This window comes from Streptomyces sp. NPDC006450 (assembly GCF_040612195.1).
In the GTDB taxonomy this organism is placed as follows: Bacteria; Actinomycetota; Actinomycetes; order Streptomycetales; family Streptomycetaceae; genus Streptomyces.
In genome coordinates, this window is the sequence record NZ_JBEXPT010000006.1 from 35,760 (window position 1) to 57,750 (window position 21,991).

Genomic DNA, 21,991 nt, shown 5'->3' on the forward strand with positions numbered 1-21,991 from the left:
CACGTACCGCTGGACCCCAAGGGGCTTACTCCCTCTCCGGCTTCGTGGTCGCCCGTAGTGCCATGCCGTACGTGATGAGCTTGTCCCACACGCTCATGGCCACTCCGCACAGCGTCCCCCAGGCAGCTGCGGCGATGGACGGACTGGTCAACAGGTTGTAGAGGGACATGCTGCCGAAGACGATGCCGAGGCCGAAGGAGGCGACCTGCCCGGCGCGTACCAAAACGGGCAGGAGAGAACGCTGGGGGGACGATGGGGGGTTCGACATGCGGAACTCCGAAGGAGAGGTCGTTGTTGGGAGCCCGGCCGGGGCATGTCGAATTTAGGTGTCATGCTATGTCCCCCAAAAGCCTCCTCAGTAGGCGAGAATTAGTAAAGGTTGCGGAGGGGGTGAGCGAGTGGACGTGCAGGTGATGCCTGGTGGCGAAGGATCCGCAGAGGACCAAGCTGTCGGCGTGGAACTTCGAGGAGTGCCTGGACTCCCAGGGCTGCTGGTGACGATCGGCTTCAGGCCGGGCCAACACGGCATCCTGCGGGCCTGCTCCCTGACTGTCTGCTCCGAAGGCGCGGAGCCCTTACCCCCGGAGGGCACGCAGTGGTTCCGGGGGGAGGCCGACCGGATGCTTGCGGTCGCGAGCACCGCGGCGAACCTCGGCCCTGAGCTTGCACGGGAACTCGATCGTTCGTGGTCCAGGCGTCCGCGAGGAGGCGGAGAGTCCCACTCTCGGATGGTCGCCGAGGTGTACGAGGCCGCTGTACGTAGAGGGTTCCCGCCTCGACACGTCGTTGCAGCCGTGTGGAGCAGGAGTCTTGGATGCGTCGACAACTGGCTGCGCGAAGCCCGCAAGCACAAGGTCCTCGGCGTCGTCGCGCAGGCCAGCAGGCCCGGACGGGGCGAGCCTGCTGAGGATGCCCCCAGACGGCCAGCCCACCAGCCCGCGGAGGCATCCCCCCACGTGGATGCGACGAGCAAAGGCGCACGAGTGGGAGGTGTGGCGGGATTTGAAGAGTGGGAGTTCCACGTCAGGTTCTCCCGCCGGGACCATCACGTCTGCGCTCTGACGATGGAATCGGCCCGACCGGCATCTCCTCACCACCTCACGCCCAAGGGAGTCGGGACGATGCCCATTTCCCAGATCCTGCGGCTGGTTGTTCCGTCCGTGGACTACGCCGAGGACATCTGCACGTATGACTTGCGACCCCACCTGGAGATGGCCCGTCTTGTCGCCGGCCCGCTCGGGGCGCGGAAGCGCGGAGAGCAGCATCTCCTCCAGGTAGCCAAGCTGTACGGGTTTGCCCTTTCGCAACGCAAGATGGTGAGAGACAAGAAGACGGGCCGCTGGCGGCCGAAGGCTCCGCTTCCTCCACTCAAGTTGATGCGCGCGGTGTGGGGGGCTGAAGCGGTCTCCTACTCCACGGCAAGCCGCTGGACTATGCGGGCCCGAACAGCGGGGGTCCTCTCCGAACACCTTCGATGGAGCCCCCGTCTGGACCCCCGCACTGTCGGCCGACCTGCCAAGCGGACATCCGCCCCGGCCTAGCGGCGCCCTCGCAGCTATCTGCGATCTGACAACCTCTGGTCCTGATACCCGGAGGATGCGGAGCCGCTGCGCTGCGGGTCAGCGAGCTCGGTCATCGCATGCACGAGGGAGTCCATACGGTCGGGGGAGTCCATGCCGGCGATCCAGGTCACCGTCTGCTGCTCCAACTGCTGCCACTGACCGACGTGGTGGACGCGGCCCTGCGCGTACAGCTGGGCGATGGGCTCGGCCCGGAGCCGTTTGCCGTGCTTTGCCGTGACCGGGAGTACGGCGGGCATCAGCATGTTCTCCGTGCGCTGCTCGCGCTGAAGTTCACGTCGACCGACAGCACCGCGACGTCCGCGATCGACGGGAACAGTAACTCCTCCAGCCGGATGGCTATGACGACTTCTTTGGGAGTCGTTTGTCGAGGATTTCGGGAGGCGTGGGGCTCAGGGTTGAGTGATCAACATCGTTGAGTTTTGATGTCGCTAGCGTGTGCGATCGGGGGCCGCGGTCTGCTTCATAATCCAGCTGTGGACATATCCGATGAGGGACAGCCGCTCGATCCCGTCTGGCATGAGATCAACAACAACGTGTGTGGTGGCCTGCCAGGTGCCCCGAGTGCTTCGTTGGTGGCCGAGCGGTTCATCGGGGCGGGCTGGAGTTCCAGATCGGCGTCGTGGGAGTCGTATGAGATCGAGACCAGCTGGTGCCGCATCGAGGTGCACCCGACCGAGGGCGACACTCTCCTGAACGGAGTCGTCGATCCTCAACGGTTCGAAGATCTGGCAGCACTACTGACCCGGTTCGGCCTGCGGTTCAGGCTTGAGCTCTATGACGATGAGGGAGGGCTGCTGAGGGAGACCGAAGCTGGAGCTCCGTCAGAGCCTCAGGACGCAGTCCCGCGGCCCCTCAGCCGGCTGCTCGCTCCGCTTGGGCTTTGGTCGCGGCGAGGCGGTAGGACTCGGTTCCGGTCTGGATGATGTTGCCGCCGAAGGTGAGGCGGTCGACGATGGCCGCGCAGAGCCGGGGGTCGGTGAAGGTCTTGGTCCAGCCTCCGAACGATTCGTTCGAGGCGATCGCCACACTGTTCTTTTCCTCCCGTTCCGTCAAAACCTGGAAGAGGAGTTCGGCGCCGCGGCGGTCGAGTTCCATGTAGCCGAGTTCGTCGATGCAGAGCAGGTCAACGCGGCCGTAGCGGGCGATGGTCTTGGTCAGCTGCTTCTCATCCGCGGCCTCGACGAGCTCGTTCACGAGTTTCGTGGCAAGGGTGTAGCGGACCCGGTGGCCCTTCATCGCGGCCTCGGTGCCCAGCGCGATCAGCAGGTGGGACTTGCCTGTCCCGGAGTCGCCGATCAGGCAGAGCGGCTGGCCCTTGCGGACCCACTCGCACTTGGCCAGCGTGTGGATGGCCGCCGGGTCGACGTTCGGATTGGCGTCGAAGTCGAAAGCACGCAAGGACTTATCGCGGGGAAAGGCGGCGGCTTTGATGCGACGCTCCGACCGGCGTCGGGCCCGGTCGTCGCACTCGGACATCAGCAGCTCGGCCAGAAAGCCTCGGTAGGACATCTGCTCGCGGGAGGCCGCGGCCGCGAGGTCCGGAAACTGGCTTCGGATGGTGGGCAGCCGCAGCATCCGGCAGGCCTGGTCGATCGCGGTGGTAGCGGCTTCTTCGGTCAGTTCGCGCTGGCGGGGGACGGTCATGTCGCTTCTCCCTGGCTGGTGCCCTGGCCGCCGGTCCGGCGGCGGTTGAGGAGTTGGTCGTAGGCGGCCACCGAGGGCAGAGGCCGGGTGTCGGGCGGCAAGTGGGTCAGCCGGTAGTCGGGCGGCAAGTGGGTCAGCCGGTAGTCGGCGAGGAACGTCACCGTCGCGTGCTCCTCGACGGGTGGGGCAGGCACCTCGGGTGCGGGAGCTTGGGGCGCGGGAGCGTCGCCGTCGGCGGCCTTGCGGGCCTCCAGAGCGACCGCGTCCGCCGTCAGAGCGCCGGCCCGGAAGGCCTCTGCCAGGCCCGCGACCACGTGCTCGTGCCGCATGTGGCGTCCCAGAAGCAGCACCTGGATCAAGGCCCGGGTGCCCTCCGCGTCTCCGTGGGCGGACCGGACCGCGGCCCACCAGTTGTCATGGACGGGAGTGAACCTGCCGGCCGAGCGGGCCTGCTCCAGCGCAGTGGAGCCGGGGAAGGCGCCGGGCTTACGGATGAGGGCTTCGAGGTAGTGGTCCAGGACCAGCTGGGAGCCGCCCCTGGTGCTGAGGCGCTCGTGCCGGGCAATCTCGCTCCGGCCGTCGTAGACGACCAGGTCATTCGCGTTGAGGAGCACCCGGACCGACTGCCCGATCAGCCGGACGGGGACCGAGTAGCGGTTGGAGCGGACGGTGATCTGGCTGTAACGGTCCACTCGCGGGGTGAACCAGCGGCCCGTCTCGAACGGCTCCTCCGGCCGCGGTTTCAGCCGTGGCTGTTCGGAGCGGAAGTACTCGCCGATCGTGTGGGGGCGGGCGCTGATCCGGCGGGACTCGTCGTCGATGTCCCACTGGTCGACCATCGCGTTGAGCTGGGCCAGGGAGTCGACGACGGGCACGGGGACGAAGTGGTTGCGCCGGAAGTAGCCGACCTGGCCCTCAACCCCGCCCTTCTCGTGGGCGCCCTCGATTCCGGGCCGGCAGTAGAACGCGTCGACGCCCCAGTGTGAGCGGAACTGGGTCCAGCGTTCGGCCTCCACCCGCATGCGTCCCAGTCCGATCACCCGGGAGACCGCGGCCTTCAGGTTGTCGTAGCGGACCCTGCCGCGGGGGACGCCTCCCAGGGTTTTCAGCGCGTGGACGTGGCCTTCGATGAACGCCTCCTGACCGCACGAGGCGAAGACCCGGTGGACCGCCTTGCCCGAGTACGACAGGCGGAAAGAGAACAGGTAACAACGGGTGGGGACCCCGGCCAGCACGATGTGCACGTCCAATCGACCTCGGCCTCCGCGCCTGGGATGTGCGACTGCGGGATGAACACCGACTCCTGACCCCGGCCGGCGAGCAGCAGGATCTGCTTGCGGCGGCCGGCGACGTAGGAACGGACCATCTGGTACGAGATCTCGTAGGCCCCGTGCTCGTCGACCAGCCGGTCGAAGATCCGTTTCGCGGTGTGCTTCTGCTTCGGCGGCGCGTCCAGATCCGCCTGCAAGAAGCCGTCGATGATCCGCTTGTAGGGATCCAGCCGGGTTGTCCGGGGGCGGTGCTTCTTGCGCGGCTCCGGCCACTGCGCGTCCAGAGCCCTGCGAACGGTCGCCAGGTCACGCCGTACTTGTGCTCCAGCGCACGCATAGAACTGCCGCCTAGACGGTGGTCACGACGGATCGCCGCGTACAGCTCGACCTTCGACTTCGGCATGCGCATGGGAGCCCCCAGTGGGAGAAGCACACCCAGAGTCCCACCACAAGACTTCAACTGCCGTCAAAACAAAGCAACATCAACAGGCTCGGTCAGGACCGCCTCCCGCAACCGCCAACAAACGCCTCCCTCAATGATCGACATAGCCAGCCGGAGCAGGATCTCATTCACAGCCCCGAACTGTCGGCCCAGTCACTCTTGACACTGCTCGTTTTCAGGCAACTTCCCATGGAGCTGCGGGAGTTCATCGGTCACTCACGGTGCGCAAGTCACACAACCTGAGCCAGAACCCGTTCTCATGAACAAAGCCAGTCAGTCTTCAGTGAGGCCGGTGTCCCGTCTCAACGAAGTCTGACTGTTCTCATCGAAGTTTGACCGGCCGGCCGCTGCTACAGCACGGCCACGCAGGACTTCAGATCGGCGGCCAGGAAGACCAGGTGGGTGCCTTCGGCGGTATCGACCCGGCCCAAGGCGACTGGGTCATCTCCCGCACGCCGAAGATCCGGCAACCCCTGTTCGAAGTCCTTGCAGGTGGAGACACCGTCCTGCGCCATGCACTCAGCCCGCCATGCGTAGACGTCGAGGTACCGGTGAGCCGACTGCAGCTGTTGCCACACTTTGAAGGTGGCCCCGGCCCGCAAGGCTAGAGCAGCCTCATTGGCGGCATCGGTTGGATGTCCTTCGAGGGCATTGGCCAGGTCTTCGCGATTCACGACGTGCAGTATGGCGCGCCGCGGGCGCCCGCCGTCGTCCGGTCAAGGCAGACCAGACCATCGAGATTGGCGCCAGGTCACCGCGAAAGAGGTCAGCTGTCCCGTCTCACCGAAGGTTGGTCAGTCTCACCGAACCTTGACCACTCGGCTGTTTGTCTCATCGAACTTTGACCGCCGCAGGTCAAGGGCAGGTAGGTGGCCCCCGGGACAGGCCGGCACCACCTGGTCGGCTGACGCGCTGTCGCCTGCGGTTCCGGTCCTCGAGAAGGTACGGCTCGCTGTGGCCTTACAAACTCCTTTGCCGAGTCCTACCTTTGAGTTATGAAAATTCAACATCCCGGCTCGCTTGCGGAAGTTGTGTTACCCGTGACAGCCGGATGGCGGCTGCTGTTCGTGCCCAGCCGGGTCCGGGAGCTGGCTGTCGCGCTCGGCGGGAGCATCATGGTCCCGGCGATGTTCGCGGCCCCACTTCTGCTGGCCGCTCTGGTGGCCGCCGCGATCACGGGGAACTCATTCATCTGGGGCAGTTTCTGGGTCCTCCTGGCGCTCACGGTCGTCGCAGTGATCCTGCTCGCCGTGGGCTTGATGTACGTCGCGGCCTCCACGATGGTGCGGTGGGTCGAGTTCCGCCCCCTGGGAAATCCGGCCCAGGTCGTGATCGCCCGCTTTCTGCGTTCGTCGACCATGGCGATGGCTGATCTGCAGCGAGTCGTCGTCATCGAGCGACTCAGTCTGGGGCGGCGACAGTCGATCAAGGTGGTGTTGCACACCGGCAGCGAGAAGGTGGAGTGCGAACCGGGGGCGTTCGCACCGCTCACCCGGGTCGACGCACAGGCGCTGACCGACTGGTTGACCGAGCAACTCGGCGGGTCCCAGGTGGCGGTGGAGCGTCAGACGGAGGTCAAGCGAGACTTCGCGCGTCCGGACGGGTGGTGGACCCCGTCCCACACCGCCGAGCTGTGGCGGGTTCCCGTCGGCGAGGTCGACGGCATTGCCGCCCAGCGCGGCGTCGAAATCTATCGGTACACGCCCCGGGCAGCAGCGATGCACAGCCCCGCCACTACAGCCACCGTCTACGATCCGAGCCGGGCCTACGAGGTCGCCGAAGAACTCCGCGCGGAACGAGCCGTCGGCCAGGCCGCCGACAGCACGGCAGCCCCGGGCCCGGCCGATGACGACGCAACGGATTCCCGCTGACTCGGTCGGGCCGCTCCTGACTCTCGGAGGCTGCACTCCACGAGCGGGCAGATGGCATCGCCTGCGTGGTGACGAAACCCAGGTCTGTCAGCCCGAATTCTCCGTGAGGCCGCAGCGGCTTGGCGACGAGGTCCGTGCCGCCGTCGACGCGGCGCCGGCCGTACGACTCGCCCTGTCCCTGGCCGCCGTCCACGCCAGCCCGGCCGAAGGCAGTGCGTGCGTGAATTCCAGCTCGACGACGTGGACCTGGGCAATCGCCGCCTGGTCCTGGCCGGCCGCGCCCGCCCGGACGACGACCTCAGCCGCCAGGCGACCCTTGGCCAGCCCCGTCGCTGTCAGCGCCGGCCTGGCTCGGGGGCCACATCTGCTCTTGACCTGCGGCGGTCAAAGTTCGATGAGACAAACAGCCGAGTGGTCAAGGTTCGGTGAGACTGGCCAACCTTCGGTGAGACGGGACAGAGACTTCGCGTTCTAGTTGGCCTTACGTTCCAGGGACGGGATGGCCGAGCCCTTCGTATGGTTGGGCCGCCCAGGGGTGCCGGGTGTGGCTTGTCCGCGCTGACCAGCGTCCGCTACGACCCCAACTCCCGAACCTTCTACGACCGCAAACGAGCCGAGGGGAAACGCCACACCCAGGCCGTAATCGCCCTCGCACGGCGCCGCGTCAACGTCCTGTGGGCCCTGATCCGTGACCGGCGTTTTTACGACGTCGTAGCACCCGAGCCGTCCAGCTAGGACCTGTCCGGCCGATCATGTGACCGCTCCGTGTCCGACCCGTCCCGCGCCCATCGGAAGGGCGTGGGACGGGGCTGGTGACCCGGACCGTCAGTGCTTCTTGCTGTTCCCCAGGTCGGCGATGAGGAGCGGGACGCACTCTGAGGACGTATTGGTGCCGGCGAACACCACGGCTTTGATCCCCTTATCCAGGTCGGCTGCCCCCCGGACCTCCCAGTCGCCTTTAGTCACGATCTTCACGTCCGCGTAGCCCTTGCGGTCGCTCTTTCCCTCGGTCCAGCCGGCCTCGACCAGGCCGGCGATCGTGTCCGCGAACGACTTCTTCGGATCGGCGGCCTTACCGGGGTCGTCCGCCACCCAGTCGAGCTTGCACTCCTTGACCTCGGGACTCACCAGGTCGACCGACGAGTCCTTGGTGAACCCGGCCGCGGTCGCGGCCGCGTCGACCTCCTTTGCGACCGTGGCCGCTTCCACCTTGACACCGCCCTCACCGGCGCACCCCGCGACAAGCAGCACAACACCGGCGGCCGCGGCCACCCACCCAACCTTGCGCACAATCCCCCCAAACGCCTTACACGGAGGTCCACTTGCCTCCGTCGAGCAAGGTGCCCAGTCTTGCACCGTGCCGGCGCGAGCCGGACCGCGGGTGCGGTCAGCCCGAGCACGGACAGCCGTCCGACCGAACCCCAGCTCTTCGTCGCGCCGGACGGCCCGGATCGTTCGGGTCACGCCAGTGCCCCCCGGTCCGCACACGGTGCAGAATCCCGTCCATCACCTGCCACAACGTCAGTTGCCGACCGGCAGGAACGGCCGCGGCCGTTCCCACTCGGCATCACTCGGATCACCCCGCCCGTGCCCACAGGAACGACCCGGACACGGAGTAGTCACATGATCGGCCGGACAGCTCCTAGTGGAACCGACTCACGACGGTTGACTTCTCCATTGGGAAGCGATTTAGCGTCGTAGTTGGCCTCGATGCGCGTTCTCGTTGGCCCGAGCCCGGCCCAGCGCGGCCGTTGTCGCAGGTGGCGGCTATGTTGCAGTCGGTGCGGAGGCGATCGGGGAGCGGCAATGGTGGTTGAGGTGGGGTACGCCCGGGCGTGGGACCTGAAGGCCGGCGGCCCGTGGGGGCCGATATCCGTGGAGGAGGCCCGTGACCGGGATCTTGCCGGGCTTCCGTACGTGGTGGTGTACCGGACGGCGGGCCGGGAGGCTCCGCTGGAGGTTCGGCTCGTCTCCTGGCGGGATCACCATGTCGGTCTGTTGGTCTACGACGCGCAGGGCCGCCGCACCTACGACCTGGACCTGCGGCTGCTGGACGACCCGATGCGGCTGCTGCGTCGGTACGCCGTCCACTGGCAATACGCCGGTCCGGAGATGGCGGAGTTCGACGAAGCGTGCCCGCGCATCACCGTGGAGCTCTTCCCGGACGGAAGGGGCCGACGACGGGAGGAGTCCCAGGGCAAGCGCGGGGGCTCCTACGTCACCGTGCCCGGGATCGGCGATGACGAGCGCTGGACGGACCGGCCTGCCTTCGGAGAATGGCCGCTGTTCTCCGCCCGGTCCCACGAGCTAACGGAGCCGCCGGTCTTCGAGATCACCGAGCTGGCCGCAGCGGCCTCCGCCGGCAGCGGGCACGTGCCCACCACCTGCTGGCGTCCGCCCCGCCCCGCGCAGCCTGGACCGATTGGTGAGCTGTTCCGGCAAGGGGTGCGCGTGACCGACGGGTACCACACTGAGATGACGGTGGTGGAGCCGCGGCGCATCGGCACCCTGCGCGTGCCCAGCGGACTGCTGGCCGTCTCCGGCCCTGACATCGACCACGCAGACGGACCCCACGTCACAGTCCCCGTCGCGCCCGGGGAGTACGTGCTGGACGAGGCGCGGGCCCGCCACACCGACCACTGCATGTGGGAGCAGAGCGAGGTCACGCGCACCGACACGATGGCCGTCCGCCTCCTCGTCAGTGAGGCTCCCGCGGTGTCCTGGGAGATGGCGCTCAGGTCCCAAGACGACACTCGGCTGTTCATCGAGAACCAGATCTCCGGTTTCGTCACCGACGGCGCCACCGGTTGCTTCGCCGATGCCGGGGCATGGGAGCCGCTCCTTGCCCTCTTCGAGAAGGTCATGGCCCAGGCAGACCCGGATCTGGACCCGGACGTCTATGAGGACATCAACGACTCCATGTACCTGCTGCGGACGCGGGACAAAGCCTCTGGCGGCGAGTTGGCGACCTTCGCAACGACAGGGGACGGCACCTATCCCGTCTGGGTCGGCCGCACCGAAGCCGGCGACGTGGTTGCGGTCGTAGTGCTGGTGGAGGGGATGCCCGAGATGCTTCCGGACGCCGTACCCGCCACCGACGCCTGACTTGGGCATCACGCCAGATCGTCACACTGTGGCGTTCGCGCAGGTCAGCGGCGTCCGAAATTTAGCGTTCCAGTTGTCCGCCGGGGCCAACTACGGCACTAAGTCACACGTTGATGTGACTGTGACTGAGCGTTTCAGTTGGCCCCTGAGCGTTGTACCTGGTCCCGCTGAGCGTGACGGTTGGCCCGGGCCGTTCGCGGGTGGCGTTCCACCGAACTGATCGGCTGCAGCGTCATGGGTTTTCTCGTTGCTCCACAGCGCGGCCGATGAGTTTGTGGCTCCCGGCCGGTCCAAGCTCGTGACATCCAAGGAAAGGACACCGCCATGTCGGAGCTTCTCGTCGACTTCATCACCTCCCTCGACGGCCATGCATCAGGAGAGGGATGGCCCGGGTTCTGGGGCCTCGAGGGCCCGGAGTACCTCGCATGGCTCGGCGAGCAGCCCGAGGCCACCTACCTGATGGGAGCGAACACCTACCGCCTGATGTCGGGCTTCGCCGCAGGCGAGGTCCCCAATGGCCAAGACGAGTTCAGGCCCGAAGAAGAGGCGTCCGTCGACGAACTCACGCAAGCGTCCAAGGTGGTGTTCTCCTCCTCACTCGAGGAGCCACTGACGTGGGCCAACTCCACGCTCGTCCGCGACGACGCCGTCGAGGCGGTCCGCGCCATGAAGTCGAGCGGCTCGGGGCTCCTCAGCACAATCGGCAGCCTCAGCCTGTGCCGCTCCCTACTACGAGCCGGACTCGTCGACCGCTTCCGGGTCGTGATGTTCCCGGTGATCACCGGGGCCACGGGCGAGGAACGCATCTACGACGGCTATCCGGACGTTGCCCTCGAGATGATTGAGCACCGCACCTTCGACGGCCGCATCCAGCTGCTCGAGTACAAGCCCCGCGTACTCGAGCACCCGCCGCTCGGCGTCCCTGCGTGACGTCGCCCCGGCGCCGGCGGGTGCAATGCAAGGCCACTGCCTCCAGCAGGACCAGCCCTTTGACGAGTCGCTTGCATTTCCAGTCCCGCCCGACGAGTGGGCGCAGCGGCCGCCTGACCTGAGCGCCTACCGCTCAGCCAACCGAACCCAGGGAGCGAAGCGCTGATCGGGGCCTGCATCCTCACGCCAGTACCGCAGAACTGTTTCCTGGACGATGTCGAGCCGCTCTGCGGCGATGAGGCACGAGACCGGCTCCTGCCCGCCGGCATCGGCCTCGAAAGTGACCACGACGGGCGGCGTCTCGCCGAGCTCACGAGTGACTTTCAGGAGCTCGTCGGATGACGGGGTCCGGAAGACCGGATCGTGAAAGCTGGATGGGCAGCTGACGATGAGCGGGTCGCCGAAGACCAGTTCCAGGCCGTGATGGTAGGTCAGGTCGTGGTCGGCGGCGAGCTTGAGTTGTCCGCGGTCCCACGAGACGACGTCCCAGTCCCACCAGGACCCTTCGGGAAGCTGGATCGCGGCATGCGCTCCCTCGGCATCCACCAGTGGCCCACTCATCCCGTTCGAACAGATCGACAGGCTACACACCGGCTGCGAGCGAACGGCTTGACGAGTTAGGACCCTGAGGTGTCTCCACTGGGCCGACGAGATCCGCGACCCCCGCAAGGAGATCCCCGATCTACCCGGCGCCGCGAAGGTCTCCGAGAAGGAGATGAAGATGGCCGAGCAGCTGATCAGCGCCCTGGCCACGGAGTGGGACCCCGAGTCCTTCCGGGACACCTTCCAGGAGAAGGTCACCGCGCTCATCGAGGCGAAGAAGACCGGCGAGAGCGTCGAGAAGGCCGAGCCCCCGGCCAAGGCCACCGGCGCCGTCGACCTCATGGAAGCCCTGCGCGCCAGCGTCGAGCGGGCCCGCAGCCCCAAGTCGACCGGGGAGAAGGCCACCACTGCGGCGAGCCCGCAGAAGAAAAAGGCCGCGCCCGCGAAGAAGCGCATCAGCTCGAAGGGCAGCACCCTGCAGTCGCTGACGAAGGCCGAGCTCTATTACTGATCGTTTCAGAATGAGGTTCGTAGGCGTCGCAAGCAGATGATGCTGCAGGCGAGTTGGAGCAGGCCGAGGTGGAGGTCGGCGCGTATCTCGTAGCGGATGCGGAGTCGTTTGAACTGGTGGAGTCAGGCGAAGGTGCGTTCCACGACCCAGCGGGTCTTGCCCAGGCCGGAGCCGTGCGGGACGCCGCGTCGGGCGATCTTGGGTGTGATGCCGCGGGCTCGGAGGATGCGGCGGTACTTGTTGTAGTCGTAGCCGCGGTCGGCGAAGAGCTGGCCCGGCCGGTGTCGCGGCCATCCGCGAAGTCCGCGGATGCGGGGGATCGCGTCCAGCAGGGGAGTCAGTTGGGTGACGTCGTGCCTGTTTCCGCCGGTCAGAGTGACGGCGAGGGGTGTGCCGTGGCGGTCGACGATCAGGTGGTGCTTGCTGGCCGGCCGGGCGCGGTCGACCGGCGAAGGTCCGGTGTGAGCCCCCCTTTCAGGGCCCGGACGTGCGAGCCGTCGATCGCACAGTCGTCCATGTCCAGCAGACCGCCCTATGCAAACGGGGCCAGACGCCGGCCTCGGTCCAGTCCCACAGGCGTCGCCAGGCCGTCACTCCACTGCACCCGGTTCGCTCGGCGGGTACGTCTCTCCAGCTCACGGTCTTGCGCAGCACGTACACGATGCCTCGCAGGGCCGCACGGTCGTCCGCCGGCAGACGCCCCGGATACCGATGGCGCCGCAGCGGCCGGGGCGGCAGCAGCGGGGCGACACGTTCCCACAGGTCATCAGGCACAAGATCATCCGACACCCGCGCCACTCTGCCGTCACCAGATCCGAACGCCAAGCTCCTATGCCGAATTCATCCTGGAACGATCAGTTGGAGCCTGAGCGCAGTCCCAGGGCGCTGTGCTGAATCACGCCGGCCGGCGCATCGGCAGAGTGTGACCTTCGGCGGATCAACTCGACCAGCCTTGAGCGGAGCTCCGGCGCTGGTTCACCAAGCACGATGGCAGTGATCACCAACTCGAGCGTGACGCAGTCGTAGGCGTCGTCCGTACCTCCGTAGCGCTCGCTGTCACGCTCCACTACGGCACTGGCGATCCGGCACCCACCACCGTAGACCGGCTCGAAGGTCGCCGCGAAGACTCCGTAACCGGTCCAGCTTCGATGCAGGAAGACAACCTCCCCCTCTGTGAAGACGTCCCACTTCTCGTCCATGTCGCCCGCCGCATAGCCGCGCTCGATCCGCTCCCAGTCCTTGTTGGACCAGATGCGCTGAGGCAGTTCCAGCATCGGCCGAGGATCCGATATCGGCTCGACACGACACATGGACCGAGTTACACGCTCGTCAGCAGGCATGGAGCGATCTTATGGACAAAGCCGAGCGCGACAGCAAACCCCTCGTCACCGTCATTGTGAAACGAGCTGTAAGCCACCAACGCCTACCGCGTCGACAGGGGGAGCCGTGACGTCCTGGACCTCACGCGGAGAGTTCGGTAGGTGAGAGCTGCGACGGGTCCGCGGCTGCGGGTGCCGGTGCCGGTGGCGGCCTGGCGGTGGGCGGCCGGTACGGGCTTGGTCCCGCCGGCCGAGGCGGGCCGGGGGTTGTGGTCGCGGGCGGTGGTGGAGGCCGCCGACCCCGAGGCGGTGCGCGCGGCGCTACGGGGTCCGGTTGGTGCGGGGGTGGCGGCGGCGGAGGCCCCGATGGATGACGTCCTGGGCGCCTTCCGGCCCGGCCGCTCCGGCCGGGCGGACTCTTGGAACAGGGGACGACGAGGGAGGCCCCGGGATGACCCTGTACCCGCCGGTGGAGCCGATGCTGGCGCAGGCCGCCGAGGTGATGCCGCCGGTGCGTCCGCTCGGTTCGGGGGTGGCGTATGAGCAGAAGTTCGACGGGTACCGGGCGCTGGTGTTCACTGTGGCCGGGCCGGGTGGGCGGGTGCTGCTCCAGACCCGCCGCGGGGCCCTGATCCAGGGCGCGTTCCCCGATCTCATCGCGGCGGCCGAGGCGCAGCTCCCCGCCGGCCTGGTCCTCGATGGCGAACTCCTGGTGCGGGACAGAGAGGCAGGCGCCCTGTCGTTCGAGGGGCTGCAGCGCCGGGCCGCCGCCCGTACCCGCAGCGCTCCCGGCCTGGCCGCGAAGCTGCCGGCCTTCTTCGTGGCGTTCGACGTCTTGCAGACCGACGGCCAAGAACTGCTGCACCTGCCGTATGTGCAACGCCGCGCCCGCCTGGAAGCCCTGTTCGCCGGCTACGCCCTGACGGCCCCATGGACCCTGTGCCCGATGACCACCGACCCGGCCAAAGCCCGTGAATGGCTGGAGTCGTGGACCGACGTGTCCGGCGTCGAAGGCCTTGTGGTCAAGCCCCAGACCAGCCGCTACATGCCAGGCCACAGGGGGCCGTGGACCAAGGTCAGACGACGCGACGCCACCGAGGCGGTCATCGGCGCCGTCACCGGCACTCTCACCCGCCCGCAGCTCCTCGTCCTGGGCCGCTACGACCCGGACGGCCGGCTGCGCGTGGTCGGACGCACCGTCCCGCTGCGCACGCAGGCGGCCCACCTGGTCGCCGAGCACCTGACGGCCGCCACCCCCGGACACCCCTGGAAGGGCGTCACGTTCGCCGCGGCCTGGGGGTCCCGTGACGTCCTGGACGTGCGCCTGGTCCGCCCCGACCTGGTGGCCGAGATCAGCGCCGACCGCTCGACCGACCGGGGCGGAGTCTGGCGCCACCCGGTGCGCTTCAAACGGCTGCGCCTAGACGTGGGCGTGGAGGATGTCCCGGTGTTCGGGCAGGGCCCGGGCGCCGCGGCCTACTGACCGGATTCCGGGGAAGCCTTGGTGTCACGCCCAGAACCGGCAGTCGCCGGACACGGCCGTAGCCTCCTGGCTGCTGGCAGCGACGGTGGGGCTGTTCTTGTGGCTTAGGTGTGGATGCGGCTGTTGGTGCCGTCGTGGTGGTCGGCTGTTTCGTCGTCGAACCAGTAGTCGCCGGCGGCGAGGTAGCGGAAGGCGTGGCTGCTGTTCGCGGGCAGGGAGACGTGCGCGGCGCGGGTGCCGTCGCCTCGGGGTTCGAGGGGGTGGGCGGCGGGGTTCCAGTGGTTGAAGTCCCCGACCACACTGACCGGCCCCTCGGGGGTGTTTTCGGGCAGCACGAAGGTGACCTGGGTCTTGCCCTTGAGCCGCTTGCGTTCCAGCACAGGTGATCTCCGTTGTAGAGGGTCGGGGCCTGTGCATCCTCGCCTGCGCCCGCGTGGGCGGCGGTTCGCCGGTCGGCGTGCCGTGCGCAGGTCACCCGACTGGAAGCCGCGGACGGAAAAGGGAGAGGGCGCGCGGGGACGGGCCGGGATGCCTGGTGTCCGTGGCGGGGCCCTGCCGGGGTGGCTTCATCCGGCCGGGGCCCCGCCGTGCGTGGACCTCTCGTCGCCCTGTCACCGTGCCACGGCCGGCCGTGGGCCGCATGGTGTGCGGGTCCGTGTGGGGGACCCATGGCTGGGTGGCGACCTGGTCAGTTGTCGGTGATCGGGAAGAGCGCGTCGGCGCCGGTCGTCTCCAGCAGGCGCCGGAACTGGGGCTGCGGGTTGCGCAGGCTGATGCGCCAGCCGTGGACTGCTGCGGTCAGCCGCGCGTGGAGGAGGGCATTGAGGCCGGAGGAGTCGCAGAACGACAGGCCGGACAGGTCGACGACGATCTCGTCCGGGCCGCCCGGCTGGGTGATCGCCGCGTGCAGGGCGTCGCGCAGCATCGGCGCCCGCTCGATGTCCATCTCGCCACCCACGTGTACGACACGGCGCTGATCGTCACCATTCACCCGCACGCCCTGCTCACCCCTCTCAAGATTTTCTCCGCCGCCATGATGAGGCAGGCCGGGGCATGGAGGGGCGTGAACAGGACGGGACCGGCCTGTGATGCCGCTTCCCTCGGTGGAGCCCATACCGACCCAGCCAGCCGGGGCGATCCCGCCCGCGCACCTGCTCGCCGCCGAGGACCCTTTGAGTGGAAGTTGCGGACAGAACTGATGGTTGTCCGTTGTCCGGGCAGGCCATCCGGGATCGGATCGGCCAGTAGCGACAACTGGCCACCCCGTAGAACTCCTTGGTGAACGGGGAGCCGGCCAGTCGCCGAAGCCCGCACGCCGGACGGCGAGCCGTACCGGCGTGCGGACGAAGGCCTGGTGAAGGTCACGGCCGGGACGGCACGGCATGCGGTGGTCAAGGCCCTTCGGATGGCGGTAGTGCTGGCTAGTACGTTTTCGCGCCGGGTATTCCCCTGCTGGCCTGTTTGGTGCTGGCGGCGAGGGTGGTGGGGCAGAGGATGCCGGGGCCGTAGCGGGCGCGGGCGCGGTCGGTGACCGCTTCGATGGCCAGGGCGCGGTCGTCGTTGGGTTCGAGGGTGATCCCGCCTCCGGCTGAGCGAAGTCCGGCTCCCGGGCAGTCCTGCCGCGTCCGGGCACGCAACGACGCACGCAGACCGAGCGCCGTCTGATCTCGTCACTCGGGGCGGCGGTTCCATCCAGGGCCCTCGCCACGTCGTGCCCGGCAGGCCGTGGCTCCTGCCTTGTCGCCCTGACTGGCGGTCGCTCTATCCGACGCGCGTCTCGCCGCCCGGGGGAATAGCGTGGAGTCGAGGGGTAGATGCCATGCGATGCAGTTCATGCGGGTATGAGAACCTCCCCGGCGCCGTCTACTGCGAGCGGTGTCAGGGGCCCTTAACGCGACCGTGCGCAACGTGCGGCGAGCCAGTGCCGGCCGGGTCTCAGAACTGCCCGGCTTGCGGCGCGGCGGTCGGACCGCCACCGACACCGCAGGCCACGCCCCCACCTCCGCGGGACCCACCGCACGGCCCCAGCCGCCCTGCCCCGCCCGACAACGGTGGCTCTTCGTCGTTGAACGGCACCGGTATACCCGAACGGGATACTCCTGCGGAACACCGCCAAACCCAGCCTCCTGGTGGCCCTCCGCACTGGAGCGCCGCCGGAGTGCAGGAGCCACAACCAAAGAAGGATGCACGTGGGGAGTACACCGGTGAGGTGAACGGCTTCCGTACGCAGTCCGAGCAGTGGGGTCAGGGAGGGAGCGAAGAGGTCTGGCACTTTCGCCTCAAGCGCCACGACGCGGACGGAAACACGCTCCAGCCGATCCCAGTCGAGATGCGGGCGCTCTCCTTCTCCGGCTCGGTGAGCAACGGCGACCAGGTGCGGATTTCAGGCCGTTGGCGCGATGGGACTTTGCGTGCTGATGAGCTCTGGAACCTGACCACCAACGCTCGCGTGCACAACAAGGCCTACCGAGGCCAGCTGATTGCAGCCAAGGTGATCATGATTCTCATTGCGCTGGGGATCCTGATAGCAATCGTGAGCTTCGTGATCGCTGGCCATTCCGATTACGGACCGCCCCCGGACTGGCCGCCGGAGCCCACGCCCCCGGACTGGTGGACGCCCACGCCCTAACACGAGTGGATGTGGTGTTGCGATGCACGGCGATCCGGTCAGCACCGACGCGGTCGACTATCTCCAGCGCCTCGCCATAACCCCTTCGTTGCCAGGCAGCGGCAATGGGGTTCCGATGGCTGCCCGGCGCGCTGTTCGGGTGACCCGGATCGGGCAGCCGGTGCAGGCTCCCACGCCTCAGGCTATTCCGGGAAGCGGTGGTGGCGGGCGAGACGAGGAGACGAGATTCGAGCCGCCCACGCTGCCGCTTCTTGTAGGGCTCGCCGGTGCGGGCACGCCGATCGCGTTCCTGCTCGACGGCACCCGGCAAGGCGTCTCAGTGCGCTTGGGTACCTGGGCAGGCGCCCACGATGACGACACGACTCTGGACGCCCAACAGGCGATGCTCCTGGCCGTGCTCGGCGGCTGCTACCCGGCAGTGGACGTATCGGCCGCCAGCGTGGCCACGCCATCCCTGGCGTGCGGTGCGATCGCTCTGGGGGTGCCTGGGGCGCCAGCTGTCGATCCTCGTGACGGGGGATTGCCGATGGACCGGCTGCTGAGGTCGGTAAGCGGACATACATGGGCAGCGCTCGTACTCGCGCAGCCCGTGGGCGTGGACGAGCTCAGTGCCGACCGCAACCGCGTTCTCAACGAGATGCGGATGGTCTCCGGCGCGGTGGAGGCCGCCGGTGTGAGCAGTCCCCTGGCCGAGCACTACCTGCGGTTGCTCAAGTCGCGGCTGCAGGCACTTGCCGATGCCCAGGCACGCGGCGGATGGCGTACGGGCGTCTATCTGTTCGGGGAGCACTCCGGTGACTTGAGGGCGCTCACCGGTGCCTGGAGGGCGGTGTTCTCGGGCGCCACCTCGGTCCCCGAACCGGTACGAACCATCGAGCACCCTGCCGTCGTGGAACTAGGAGTCAACTGGGTGCTTCCCGATGACCCCGAGCGCCCGGGCCCCAACGCCTACCGTCACCCCTTCGCAGCTCAGACTCTGCTGAGCTCGGCGCAGCTCGCGGCATACGTGCACTTGCCCAACGTGGAAACCCTGGGCTTCTCGATCACTCCCGTACCAAGGTTCGACATCGTTGCGCCGACCGTCAACGCCCAAGAACCGCACCTGCTCGTCGGACAGGTCCTGGACAATCACCGGGCCACCCCAGGCAGCTATCAAGTACCCCTCCGATCGCTGACCCGTCACGTCTTCATTCCCGGGACGACCGGCTCGGGAAAGACGAACACGATCATGGGGCTCCTGCTCGAGGCCAGCGCTCACCGTGTTCCGTTCATGGTCATCGAGCCCGCCAAGGCCGAGTACCGGTCGATGCTCGCCCACCCCGTGCTCGGGCCGCACGTACAGATCTTCACCGCGGGCAAGGCAACCGTTGGCCCGTTCGTACTGAACCCCTTCGAGGTGCCGGCGGGCACAACCGTCAGTGAGCACCTCGATCTGCTGCGGGCGGTGTTCACCGCGTCCTTCGGCATGTGGGCGCCCCTGCCGCAGATCCTGGAACACTGCCTGCACGAGGTGTACGTCGACCGAGGCTGGGACCTGCGGACCAACACCAACAGCCGGCTGGACGCAGAGGCGGAGCTGTCGGACGCGTTCCCGACTCTCTCCGATCTAATATCCAAGGTCAGCGAGGTCATTCCCACACTCGGCTACGAGGATCGCATCGCAGGCGACATGCGGGCCGCCCTGGTCACCCGGCTGGAGTCCCTGCGCAGGGGTGCCAAGGGAGCGATGCTCGATGTCTCCCGCTCCCTGCCCACCGCCGTCCTCTTCGAACGCCCCACCGTGGTGGAGCTCGAAGCCCTCGGCGACGAGGGCGACAAGGCATTCTTCACCGGCCTGCTACTGATCCGCCTGGCCGAGTACCGCCGCACCCAAGGCCAACGCCGGGAGCTCGTGCACCTGCTGGTTGTGGAGGAGGCCCACCGCCTGCTGGCGAACGTGCCTGCCCAAACGTCCGAGGAGTCCGCCAATCCCCGCGGGCAGGCAGTGGAGACCTTCTCCAACCTGCTGTCGGAGATCCGCGCCTACGGCCAAGGAGTCGTCATCGCCGACCAAGTCCCCGTCCGTCTCGCCCCCGACGTCATCAAGAACACCAACCTGAAGATCGCACACCGCATCATCTCCGCAGACGACCGCACGGTCCTGGCCGGCGCCATGGCCATGGACGAACAGCAGGCAAAGGCACTCACCACCTTGGGCGTCGGTGAAGCCGCCGTGTTCAGCGGCGGTGACGACGCCCCCCTCCTCGTCCGGGTACCAGCCGTAAAGGACCCCCTCGCCCCCCACCCACCGCCGGACGAGGACGTCCGGGCCCACATGGACAACTGGAGGCAGGCCGGCTCCTTCGCCGATCTCTTCCGAGCCCGCACGTTCTGTACCCAAACCTGCATTTCGACGGAGGCGTGCGCGGCAGCCAGGGCACTCGCCGACGACGAATACGTACAACGCACCTTGTCGCGCATCATCACTTCGACAATCGACGAGCCCGAAGCACTGGCCCGCCTGTGGGAAGACCTCACCACGACCGTCGGCTCCAGACGCCCTCCCACCGTCCCCCTGGACGAACTCATGCGCGCCTACGCCGGACACGGAACCGCCTGGCTTGCGACCCGGCGAGGAGCACAGCGATCCTGGACGTACACCGACACCGAGGAATACCGCGACCGGATGCGGGCCCTGATGCTCGACCGGCTGAATACCGGGGGGCTGAATGCACCCGCCCTGACCGCCGCGTTCAGGGCGACCGTCGACCGCCTCCACGCCAGACAGTTCGAGCCGTACCCGGCCTGTCACCTGGTATGTACCCAGGACCCTCCGCTGTGCCTCTACCGATCCGCCGTAGCCGATTTGGTCGCCAGCCGCCGCTACCACCCCCTGTGGCGCGAAGCAGACCAGAGCGACGGGGCTACTGAAGACATGCGGCGCGTCAGGACCTGGCAGGTCTGCCAGGACGCAGCGTACGAACTCATGGAATTCCCAACCGAAGACGCGCCTGAGGAAGCCCGGAAGAAGCTAGACACCGCCGCCCGGCGGGTCTGCCTCTGCTTCGAACAGCAAATGCTCGCCGACGACCGCCGCAAGGTACCCCGCACCACCCGCCGCATCCTGGCACGCGTCATGAAGGAAGCAGGATACTGATGCGAAGAACAGTCGAGAACTTTACTCTGAACAGGATCGGGTCTCAGCCGAGACCAGCAAAAGCGCCACGAACGAAGCGCTGGCAGAACGCGCCCCAGCGGGCCGATTGGCCCACCCACTGAAGGGGGTGCAAGCTCAGCGGACTGCGGCACCGGCCTTGCGAACTGAGATCCGGACAAGCCGCGGCCCGACGAAGGAGGTAGCCGGCGGATAGGCGCCGACGAGTATCTTCCCGATCGATTCAACCCGAACTTCGGTAGCTTTTCCCCTGACACCCCTCAAAAAAGGCAGGGCATCAGGTCCGGACGGCGCGGTGCCGGAAGTCTACCCTGATCAATTCAATGCTCACGTTGGGCCTAAATCAGGGAAAATTTCAAATTTCCGCGCACCTAATTCGAGCGCCAAAGTATTCAGAGAACTGCGGCAATGCGTCACGCGCGAAACGTCACGCTATAGCCTGCGCGTCCAGGAAGGCGGGTCTGTTATGGCTCGCGGCGGCGATGCTCCCCCCAAGGATGCCACCGAGAAGGCCACGCAAGATGCCCTAGATTCAATCGACCCCACCAGGCCGGCCAGGATGGACTTTTCCAGCGGGCATTCCGGCGGCACCCCGGATTCCGGCACCCATCTGCCGGATATGAGCTCGCCGGGCTCAGGATCCAGTGATGGTGCCGCCGAGCTCACAGCGGGTCTTGATCTCTCATACCGTGAGCCGTCCGACACGACTGGCGACCATTCCGAAGGGGTGCACCTGCAGGGCGCTGAGGCCCGCCCCGAGCTCCCTGGACGATCTCAAGAAAATGCCGATCCAATCCAAGGCAGTTCTCTGAATCGTCCGGAGACGGGGTGGGGTGGCGAGCTGCTCAGGACACCTGATACGCATCAAGGAGAACTCCCTTCTAATCTGCTGGAACCGGAGTCGCTCGCTCTCTCTTATTCGTCTCAAACGCTCTCCTCAATTACAAAGTCCCTCCGCATCTGATCTGGGGCCTTTACCATGTCCGAGGGAAACACCGAACGCTCGACCACTACGGAGCAGTCGCAACAGCCGTCCGATGCCTCCTCCCGCTCCGAGCGGCCCGAGCTGGCCGGATCCACCTCTGATACGAAGCCGGACGCGGCGGACCGCACACCAACGGAAAGCAACTCAGGAAGCGGAGCCCACCAAGGCGAACGCCCGGAACTCGGAGGCAACCGGCCCGACGTACCGGAGCCGGCTGAGCGCGCCGGCGACTCGAGTGGACAGTCGCCGGAGACGGGCAACGACCACCCGCCATCGCCCGACACTCAGCACCTCGGGCCTGATTCACGAGGCATCGATCCCGGCTTCGAGCGAGCCTCCGAAGGCTTCGGCGCGGCTGGGAACATCGATCCCGGCTTCGAGCGAGCCTCCGAAGGCTTCGGCGCGGCTGGGAACATCGACCCCGGATTCGAGCGAGCCTCCGAAGGCTTCGGCGCGGCTGGGAACATCGACCCCGGATTCGAGCGAGCCTCCGAAGGCTTCGGCGCGGCTGGGAACATCGA

Annotated in this window: 18 protein-coding genes and 4 pseudogenes; 10 read left to right on the plus strand and 12 right to left on the minus strand. The window is 67.3% G+C overall.

Going from position 1 to position 21,991, the window contains the following annotated elements; all coding sequences use genetic code 11:
- Positions 1-25 precede the first annotated feature (25 nt).
- The 5 genes and pseudogenes from ABZY57_RS04155 to ABZY57_RS04175 all read right to left on the minus strand — a co-directional run bounded on the left by ABZY57_RS04155 (position 26) and on the right by ABZY57_RS04175 (position 5,614).
- Positions 26-268, minus strand: a complete 243-nt coding sequence (locus tag ABZY57_RS04155; RefSeq protein ID WP_356507919.1) for a hypothetical protein — start codon at positions 266-268, stop codon at positions 26-28.
- Between the two features lie 1,287 nt (positions 269-1,555).
- Positions 1,556-1,819, minus strand: coding sequence for a hypothetical protein (locus ABZY57_RS04160; protein ID WP_356507921.1), 264 nt, complete (start codon positions 1,817-1,819; stop codon positions 1,556-1,558).
- A gap of 616 nt (positions 1,820-2,435) precedes the next feature.
- Positions 2,436-3,227, minus strand: a complete 792-nt coding sequence (gene istB, locus ABZY57_RS04165) for an IS21-like element helper ATPase IstB (RefSeq protein WP_331735306.1) — start codon at positions 3,225-3,227, stop codon at positions 2,436-2,438.
- Positions 3,224-4,901, minus strand: a pseudogene (gene istA, locus ABZY57_RS04170) (IS21 family transposase). The gene istB and the pseudogene istA overlap by 4 nt, the downstream one beginning before the upstream one ends.
- 389 nt (positions 4,902-5,290) lie before the next feature.
- A complete protein-coding gene (locus ABZY57_RS04175) occupies positions 5,291-5,614 on the minus strand; it encodes a hypothetical protein (RefSeq protein WP_356507923.1) in 324 nt (107 codons plus the stop codon).
- 321 nt (positions 5,615-5,935) lie between these two features.
- On the opposite strand from ABZY57_RS04175, the gene ABZY57_RS04180 reads away from it, so the two are divergent.
- Together ABZY57_RS04180 and ABZY57_RS04185 are read left to right on the plus strand one after the other, a co-directional pair.
- Entirely contained in the window at positions 5,936-6,811 is an 876-nt protein-coding gene (locus ABZY57_RS04180) for a hypothetical protein (protein WP_356507925.1), read from the plus strand.
- A gap of 549 nt (positions 6,812-7,360) precedes the next feature.
- Positions 7,361-7,546, plus strand: a pseudogene (locus ABZY57_RS04185) (IS110 family transposase); the annotation flags it as partial.
- 90 nt (positions 7,547-7,636) lie between these two features.
- Here the strand turns inward: ABZY57_RS04185 and ABZY57_RS04190 are convergent.
- Entirely contained in the window at positions 7,637-8,083 is a 447-nt protein-coding gene (locus tag ABZY57_RS04190; protein WP_356507927.1) for a hypothetical protein, read from the minus strand.
- A 534-nt stretch (positions 8,084-8,617) separates the two neighbouring features.
- On the opposite strand from ABZY57_RS04190, the gene ABZY57_RS04195 reads away from it, so the two are divergent.
- Complete coding sequence (locus ABZY57_RS04195; protein WP_356507929.1) at positions 8,618-9,916, plus strand: DUF4241 domain-containing protein; 1,299 nt, start codon at positions 8,618-8,620, stop codon at positions 9,914-9,916.
- A 324-nt stretch (positions 9,917-10,240) separates the two neighbouring features.
- Positions 10,241-10,846 (plus strand): dihydrofolate reductase family protein, encoded by a 606-nt coding sequence (locus ABZY57_RS04200; protein ID WP_356507931.1) that lies wholly within the window; start codon positions 10,241-10,243, stop codon positions 10,844-10,846.
- A 126-nt stretch (positions 10,847-10,972) separates the two neighbouring features.
- Here the strand turns inward: ABZY57_RS04200 and ABZY57_RS04205 are convergent, their stop codons facing one another.
- On the minus strand, positions 10,973-11,392 hold the full coding sequence (locus ABZY57_RS04205; RefSeq protein WP_356507933.1) for a hypothetical protein: 420 nt from the start codon (positions 11,390-11,392) through the stop codon (positions 10,973-10,975).
- A gap of 175 nt (positions 11,393-11,567) precedes the next feature.
- Here ABZY57_RS04205 and ABZY57_RS04210 point away from each other — a divergent pair, with 175 nt between their 5' ends.
- Positions 11,568-11,900 (plus strand): hypothetical protein, encoded by a 333-nt coding sequence (locus ABZY57_RS04210; protein WP_356507935.1) that lies wholly within the window; start codon positions 11,568-11,570, stop codon positions 11,898-11,900.
- 5 nt (positions 11,901-11,905) lie between these two features.
- Here ABZY57_RS04210 and ABZY57_RS04215 read toward each other — a convergent pair.
- Positions 11,906-12,689: pseudogene (locus ABZY57_RS04215) on the minus strand (IS5 family transposase).
- A 65-nt stretch (positions 12,690-12,754) separates the two neighbouring features.
- Positions 12,755-13,174 (minus strand): hypothetical protein, encoded by a 420-nt coding sequence (locus ABZY57_RS04220; RefSeq protein ID WP_356507937.1) that lies wholly within the window; start codon positions 13,172-13,174, stop codon positions 12,755-12,757.
- A 496-nt stretch (positions 13,175-13,670) separates the two neighbouring features.
- Here ABZY57_RS04220 and ABZY57_RS04225 point away from each other — a divergent pair, with 496 nt between their 5' ends.
- Positions 13,671-14,702: an ATP-dependent DNA ligase gene (locus tag ABZY57_RS04225; RefSeq protein ID WP_356507939.1), complete on the plus strand. Its 1,032-nt coding sequence runs from the start codon at positions 13,671-13,673 to the stop codon at positions 14,700-14,702.
- A gap of 104 nt (positions 14,703-14,806) precedes the next feature.
- On the opposite strand, the gene ABZY57_RS04230 is transcribed toward ABZY57_RS04225, so the two are convergent.
- Together ABZY57_RS04230 and ABZY57_RS04235 are read right to left on the minus strand one after the other, a co-directional pair.
- Positions 14,807-15,082 carry an isoamylase early set domain-containing protein gene (locus ABZY57_RS04230; protein ID WP_356507941.1) on the minus strand — a complete coding sequence of 92 codons (276 nt, stop codon included), beginning with the start codon at positions 15,080-15,082 and terminating at the stop codon, positions 14,807-14,809.
- Between the two features lie 308 nt (positions 15,083-15,390).
- A complete protein-coding gene (locus ABZY57_RS04235; RefSeq protein WP_356507943.1) occupies positions 15,391-15,693 on the minus strand; it encodes an STAS domain-containing protein in 303 nt (100 codons plus the stop codon).
- Positions 15,694-16,521: 828 nt separating this feature from the next.
- Between ABZY57_RS04235 and ABZY57_RS04240 the strand changes: the two are divergent.
- From ABZY57_RS04240 to ABZY57_RS04255, 4 genes and pseudogenes are all read left to right on the plus strand, one after another.
- A pseudogene (locus ABZY57_RS04240) lies at positions 16,522-16,647 on the plus strand (zinc ribbon domain-containing protein); the annotation flags it as partial.
- 264 nt (positions 16,648-16,911) lie between these two features.
- Positions 16,912-17,331: a hypothetical protein gene (locus tag ABZY57_RS04245; protein ID WP_356508095.1), complete on the plus strand. Its 420-nt coding sequence runs from the start codon at positions 16,912-16,914 to the stop codon at positions 17,329-17,331.
- A gap of 22 nt (positions 17,332-17,353) precedes the next feature.
- Positions 17,354-20,467, plus strand: coding sequence for a DUF87 domain-containing protein (locus tag ABZY57_RS04250; RefSeq protein ID WP_356507945.1), 3,114 nt, complete (start codon positions 17,354-17,356; stop codon positions 20,465-20,467).
- 313 nt (positions 20,468-20,780) lie between these two features.
- Positions 20,781-21,449, plus strand: coding sequence for a hypothetical protein (locus ABZY57_RS04255; protein WP_356507947.1), 669 nt, complete (start codon positions 20,781-20,783; stop codon positions 21,447-21,449).
- Between the two features lie 324 nt (positions 21,450-21,773).
- On the opposite strand, the gene ABZY57_RS04260 is transcribed toward ABZY57_RS04255, so the two are convergent.
- The coding region (locus tag ABZY57_RS04260; RefSeq protein WP_356507949.1) for a hypothetical protein at positions 21,774-21,991 on the minus strand (218 nt) is incomplete at its 5' end.